Source organism: Holdemania sp. (genome assembly GCF_986127675.1).
In genome coordinates this window covers 1-6,235 of the sequence record NZ_CFQZWI010000133.1, presented here as the reverse complement: position 1 = coordinate 6,235, position 6,235 = coordinate 1, and the positions used below count along the sequence as shown (strand labels likewise).

Here is a 6,235-nt window from a genome sequence, read left to right as displayed (position 1 = left end):
TTGCGGCCGGAGCGGACGGTCTGATCATCGAAGTCCATGCCTGTCCGGAATGTGCGTGGAGCGATGGGGCGCAGTCGCTGAAGCCGGCGAAGTTCGCCTCCCTGATCGAAAAGGGCCGCGCGATTGCTCAGGTGGTTGGGAGATCACTGTAATGCAGGCGACGATCATCCCGGGACGCTGCACCCGAACGACGGTGGCGATTCCGCCGAGCAAGTCGATGGCCCACCGGGCGATCATCTGCGCCGCTTTGGCCCAAGGTGAAAGTCTGATTCATCACGTCGATTATTCCGACGATATCCTGACGACGATCGAGGGAATGCGCAAGCTGGGCGCGCACATTGAACTGGAAGGCAGCGACGTGCGGGTGCAGGGCATTCCTGATTTTAATCAGCTGCAAAGCGAGGAAATTTTCTGCAAGGAATCCGGCTCCACGCTGCGCTTTTTTATCCCGATTTTTTCGCTGACCGGCAAGCGGGTGCGTTTTACCGGGCAGAACCGTCTGCTGCAGCGGCCCCAGACAGTCTACCAACAGCTGTTTGAGGCGCAGGGATTCCATTACTCGCAAACCGCTGAATGGATTGAAATCGAAGGTGCACTGCAGCCGGGCGACATCACGCTGCGCGGCGACATCAGCTCACAGTTCATTTCCGGTCTGTTGTTCGCGCTGGTCTGCCGCAAGGAGGATTCTACGCTGCATATTGAACCGCCGTTTGAGTCGCATTCGTATGTGGAGCTGACATTGCAGATGCTTCAGGATTTCGGTGTTCATGCTTATTTTGAAGACGAACTGACGCTGCGAATTCCCGGCGGCCAGCGGTATATAGCTTGTGAAACGACCGTCGAATCCGATTATTCCCAGCTTGGTTTCTATGCCGCGCTGGGATGCGTTAACCATGAGGTCCATTGTCAGGGCCTGCGGCCGGATTCCCGTCAGGGCGACCGTCAGATCCTGGATTTTGTCCGTAAGATGGGTGGAAGGACAGAGGTTAAGGATAAAGAAGTGATCGTTTATCCATCTTCCCTGTCCGGTTGTGAACTGGATATACAGAACTGCCCGGATCTCGGACCGATTCTGATGGTGCTAGCCAGCTTCGCGCGCGGTGAAACAAAAATGATCAATGCCGCTCGCCTGCGGTATAAAGAAAGTGATAGAATAGAAGCGATGGAAACCGAGCTGCGCAAGGTCGGGGTGCCGATTCATTCAAGCGAGGGTGAAGTCTGGATTCAGGGACCGACAGCCTGGAAGGGCGGCGTCACCTTGGACGGGCACAAGGATCATCGGATCGTGATGGCGCTGGCGATCGGCGCGACGATGGCCGACGCTCCGGTGACCATTGAAGGCGCAGAAGTGATCGCCAAGTCGTATCCGGGGTTTTTCCGGGATCTGCGCTCGCTGGGAATCGAAGTAAAGGAGAAATAACATGCAGGAGGAATCGCATTTTCTAATCGTCGGTCTGGGCTTGTTGGGCGGAAGCTATGCCCAGGGATTGAAGCGCAAAGGCTTCCATGTCAGCGCGCTGGACATCAATCCGGAAAGCATCGCTTATGCTTTAAAGCAAGGCTGGATTGACGAAGGCGCTGTCGGTTTTGACGAAACGCTGGTCCGCCAGGCGGACAGTATCGTGTTCGGCTTGTATCCGCAGGCCCTCTTGGAGTGGATTGATCAATACCAGGACAGCTTTGCCCCGGGAACCCGGATCACCGATGTGACCGGCGTCAAGGAACAGATCGTAGCGCAGGTGCAGGAAAAATTGCGTCCGGATGTGGAATTCATCGCCAGTCATCCGATGGCGGGCCGGGAGGTCAGCGGTGTGCAGTATGCCGACTGTTCGATCTTTGAACCGGCGAATTTTATCATTACGCCGACGTCCGCCAATACGCCGGAGGGGATCGCGTGGGTGAAAGCGCTGGCGGAAACGCTGAACTTTCGGCACATTGCCATGCTCAGTCCGGCTGAACACGATAAAATGGTCGGGTTTCTCAGCCAGCTGACGCACGTGATCGCAGTGACGCTGATGAATACCAGCGACAACACGCATCTGGTGGACTATACCGGCGATTCCTTCCGCGATCTGACGCGGATCGCGAAGATTAACGAATCGTTATGGACGGAATTGTTTTTAATGAACAAGGCGAATCTTGTCCGTGAAATCGACGAGTTCGCTGCGGAGCTGGCCCATTTCCGCAGCGTGCTGGAAAATGAAGACACCGAGGAAATGAAACGGTTGTTCCGCCAGTCGACGCAGCGGCGGAAATGCTTTGACAAGTGAGGGGGGAGAAAATGAAATTTTTAGTGGTCAACGGTCCGAATATCAACATGACCGGAATTCGTGAACAAGGCGTTTACGGCGCGCGCAATTATACCGAAATCATGGCGATGATCGCCGCGGAAGCTAAGCAGCGCGGGATCGAGGTTGAGGTTTTTCAAAGCAATATCGAGGGCGAGATGATCAATGCGATCCAGCGGTGTTATTTCGAGCATATGGACGGGCTGATCATCAATCCAGGCGCTTATACGCACACCAGCTACGCGCTGCATGACGCAATCAAAAGCATTGCGCCGATTCCGGCCGTAGAGGTTCATTTTTCCAACGTCCATGCGCGCGAGAGCTTTCGTCATGAATCGAAAACAGCGCCGGCTTGTCTCGGTCAGCTGTGCGGTTTCGGGGATTATGGCTATGTGATGGCGATGGACGCGCTGATTCAGCACCTCGCGAAAAAATAAAATAGAAATACAGCTCCGGGAAGGACTCGGGCTGTTTTTTGCGTTTCAGACTGTCCGGCCTGTCCGTCTTCGTTGATAAGGAAAGAATCAAAACGTCGGCCATCAGGCAGAAAAGGACGTCAGGCAGAACCATGATTTTCAGTAGATGAACTGCGGAAAGAGAGGAGTAACGATGTACGCTGATCTGCATATTCATTCGTGGTATTCCGACGGAACGATGTCCGTGGATGAAATCGTTGAACAAGCCCGAATCCGGCAGGTCGGCCTGATTGCCGTCACGGATCATAACCAGTTGTCGGGAAGCCGGGAGTGTCTTCAAAAGACGCGGGGAACCGGAATTCGGTGTCTGTCCGGGGTTGAGCTGGACGCCCAGGACTTCGGAATCAATTTTCACATTCTGGGCTACGGCGTCGATTTGGAGAATGGGCAGTTTCAGGCGTTTGTGGAAGCGAATCGGCTGCGGCTGGAACGGGTGAACGAGTTGTTGATCGAAAAAATGGAACATGCCGGGGAGCCGGTCAGTCTTGATGAATATCGTCAGTTTTCCTATGACCGGCGCTTAGGCGGCTGGAAGGCGCTGCATTACTTTGCGGCGAAAGATCTCGTCGCCGATTTTAAGCAGGGCTTTTTGATGTATGCCCGCTATCATCATGATTATTGCTGCGTCGGCTTTCCGCCGGTCAGAGAGGTTGTCCGGCAGATTCATGCCGCGAAAGGAAAAGCGATTCTGGCCCATCCCGGTAAGGTGATTCCGGCAACTAAGCTGTCGGAAGTCTTGGCCGCGGTCATGGCGGAGGGACTGGATGGGATCGAATGCTGGTACCCGGCGCAGGATCCTGATACAACGCAGATCTGCGTAAATTATTGCCGCGAGCGGGATCTGATGATGACTTCCGGTGCGGATTGTCATGGCAGCTTTGAAAAAACACAAATCGGACAGCTGGAAATTCCCATTTCTCAGCTGGTTTTAAAACATTGGATATAAGCGGATGCTTTTTGTTGAGCACAGGCTAAAAAATGACAGAAAACGAACTTTTTACCAGAACCTAGAAAAAAGTCTTGCAAAAATTTGAAATTAGCATATAATATAAAAGGTATCGGGATGTAGCACAGCTTGGTAGTGCACTTCGTTCGGGACGAAGGGGTCGCAGGTTCAAATCCTGTCATCCCGACCATTTTAAAAACAACGGCTGAAAGGCCGTTTTTGTTTATATCAGATGTTGAGGATGAACGATTTAGCCTGCGAAAGAAACGTTCATTTTCATGCTGAAGGTTCATCTTCATCCTCGGTAAACTCTAAGAAAATCCGGTCTTTAAAACGGCCGCGGGTCTGCGCCTTCGCGTCTTTAACGGCTTGAATTTCAGTCGCGTCAATTTCAAAGAAATCCATTATCGCGTCCAGGACTTCGCTCAGATCGGCCAATTCTTCAATGAACGCTTCTCGATCGGAGGCTTCCTGAACTTCCCGGGCTTCCTCGACCAGCTTGGCTTTGAGTTCGGTTTGATATTCCGCTGGCGTTAAACGCCGCGTCTGGCAATCGCGGTATTCGGATTGAATGATCGCCGGAATGCGGTCGCGGACAAGCTTATTGTAAATTTTACGCATGGAATCACGCTCCATTCTAAACTTGATTATATCAGAATGATGAAGCATGGACAATTTCCATTCTGATTGGAAAGGAAAGGTTCAACAGAAAAAGAAGGCCAGAGCTTTAACGGATATCCCGTTGGAGATCGCGGTTTCGGGTACAATCTGGAAATGGCAATTCCGGGCTTTTGTGTTATAATGTCAGCGATCTCTATCAAGAAAAAATATACGAAAAGAAAGGAATTGAATATGAAAATAGGTGTAGTATCTTTAGGCTGCTGCAAGAACTTAGTCGACAGTGAGCGAATGATGGGCCTGCTGCGGCAGTCCGGACATGAAATTGTCAGCGACGTTCACGAAGCGGAAGCGATTATCGTCAATACCTGCGGATTTATTGAGCCGGCCAAGGAGGAAGCGATCAATACGATCCTGGAAATGGCAGAATATAAGAATGAGAATTGCCGGAAACTGATCGTAGCCGGCTGTCTGGCTCAGCGCTACAAAGCTGATCTGGAAGCGGAAATGCCGGAGGTCGATTGTTTTTTGACAATCAGCGATTATCCAAAGATGGGACAGATTCTGACCCAGGTCTTGGGCGAAAAGGTGCTGGATGGCTATGGAAAAAACACCCGGTTGGTTTCGACCAAGCCGTGGACAGCTTATCTGAAAATCGCCGAGGGCTGCGACAACCGCTGCTCCTATTGTGCAATTCCAGGAATCCGGGGCGGTTATGTTTCTTTTCCGATTGAGGATCTGGTTGCCGAAGCGAAGCAGCTGGCTTCGGAAGGGGTGAAGGAACTCGTTGTCATCGCGCAGGATACTTCCCGTTATGGAACCGATTTGTATGGCCGCCGGCGGATCTGGGATCTGCTGACAGAACTGAATGCGATCGACGGATTGCATTGGATTCGTGTTCTTTATCTGTATCCGGATGAGATTGACGATGAGTTTGTCACTGGGATCAAGGATCTAAAAAAGGTTATTCCATATTTCGACATTCCAGTTCAACATGGCAGCGATAAAATGCTGAAGCTGATGAACCGCCGCGGCAGCGTGGAAAGCATTCTGCGGACTGTCAAGCTGATTCGAGCGAATTACGATATGCCGGTGCTGCGGACGACGATGATCGTCGGTTTCCCGCAGGAAACAGAAGAAGACTTCCAGATGTTGATCGACTTCATCAAGGAAGTGCGCTGGGACCGGCTTGGCGCCTTCACCTTCTCCAACGAGGAGGATACGCCGGCCTATACCATGGATGGACAGATTTCCCAGGAAATTATGGATGAACGGCTGGAACGCTTAATGACAGTGCAAAATCAGATTGCACAGGAAAACGGCGAAGCATTGATCGGCAAGACGCTGGAAGTGCTCGTTGAAAATCAGGATGGATTAACCGGCTATTACCATGGCCGCGGCATCCACAGCGCGCCGGACGGCATCGACGGGCTGATCAAATTTAAAAGCTCGCATCACTATCAGCCGGGCACTTTCGCCTGGGTGAAGGTTACTAAAGCAAAACATCACGATTTGATTGGCGTTGACGTTTTAGACGCTGAAGAAATCGCGGCTTAGCTGGGATTTTTCAATCTGATAATTCAATTCATTGCTATCGAGGAGAATTCGATTCTTCCTGCCGTGATTAGATGAATGTCATAGAAACTCCGCCTGACGTTTTCGTTCAGCCGGAGTTTTTTTATGGTGAAAAATTGAGAAAATCAGTTGCGAGAGACTTGAGCTTTTTGAAGAATCAGACATTCAATATCCGTTGAATGGAATTCATCTTAGTCTTAAAAGGAAAAGGAATCAAGGCCAGTTAAAGTAAGGCGAGGATAGGGGAGGAAAAGAGGATATCGTGACAGCCTTCGCTGGGATTGAAAAGAAGAAAAATAAGAATTGACAAAGATGGAAGACACTCCTATAAT

6 protein-coding genes, 1 tRNA gene and 1 pseudogene are annotated in these 6,235 nt (G+C 51.1%); 7 read left to right on the top strand and 1 reads right to left on the bottom strand.

From position 1 onward, the window contains the following. From AC5OW4_RS13905 to AC5OW4_RS13880, 6 genes and pseudogenes are all read left to right on the top strand, one after another. A pseudogene (locus AC5OW4_RS13905) lies at positions 1-152 on the top strand (3-deoxy-7-phosphoheptulonate synthase); the annotation flags it as partial. Continuing rightward, positions 152-1,420: a 3-phosphoshikimate 1-carboxyvinyltransferase gene (aroA, locus tag AC5OW4_RS13900; RefSeq protein ID WP_195395465.1), complete on the top strand. Its 1,269-nt coding sequence runs from the start codon at positions 152-154 to the stop codon at positions 1,418-1,420. The pseudogene AC5OW4_RS13905 and the gene aroA, both read left to right, overlap by 1 nt. A 1-nt stretch (position 1,421) precedes the next feature. Continuing rightward, positions 1,422-2,270: a prephenate dehydrogenase gene (locus AC5OW4_RS13895; RefSeq protein ID WP_195395464.1), complete on the top strand. Its 849-nt coding sequence runs from the start codon at positions 1,422-1,424 to the stop codon at positions 2,268-2,270. Between the two features lie 11 nt (positions 2,271-2,281). Beyond that, positions 2,282-2,725, top strand: coding sequence for a type II 3-dehydroquinate dehydratase (aroQ, locus tag AC5OW4_RS13890; RefSeq protein WP_072684913.1), 444 nt, complete (start codon positions 2,282-2,284; stop codon positions 2,723-2,725). A 172-nt stretch (positions 2,726-2,897) separates the two neighbouring features. After that, on the top strand, positions 2,898-3,710 hold the full coding sequence (locus AC5OW4_RS13885; RefSeq protein WP_295770891.1) for a PHP domain-containing protein: 813 nt from the start codon (positions 2,898-2,900) through the stop codon (positions 3,708-3,710). Between the two features lie 113 nt (positions 3,711-3,823). Then, a tRNA-Pro gene (locus AC5OW4_RS13880) sits at positions 3,824-3,900 on the top strand. Between the two features lie 86 nt (positions 3,901-3,986). Here the strand turns inward: AC5OW4_RS13880 and AC5OW4_RS13875 are convergent. Beyond that, positions 3,987-4,331: a nucleoside triphosphate pyrophosphohydrolase gene (locus tag AC5OW4_RS13875; protein ID WP_295770893.1), complete on the bottom strand. Its 345-nt coding sequence runs from the start codon at positions 4,329-4,331 to the stop codon at positions 3,987-3,989. A gap of 231 nt (positions 4,332-4,562) precedes the next feature. Here AC5OW4_RS13875 and rimO point away from each other — a divergent pair, with 231 nt between their 5' ends. Further along, positions 4,563-5,885 carry a 30S ribosomal protein S12 methylthiotransferase RimO gene (gene rimO, locus AC5OW4_RS13870; RefSeq protein WP_195395461.1) on the top strand — a complete coding sequence of 441 codons (1,323 nt, stop codon included), beginning with the start codon at positions 4,563-4,565 and terminating at the stop codon, positions 5,883-5,885. The last annotated feature ends 350 nt before the right edge of the window (positions 5,886-6,235 follow it).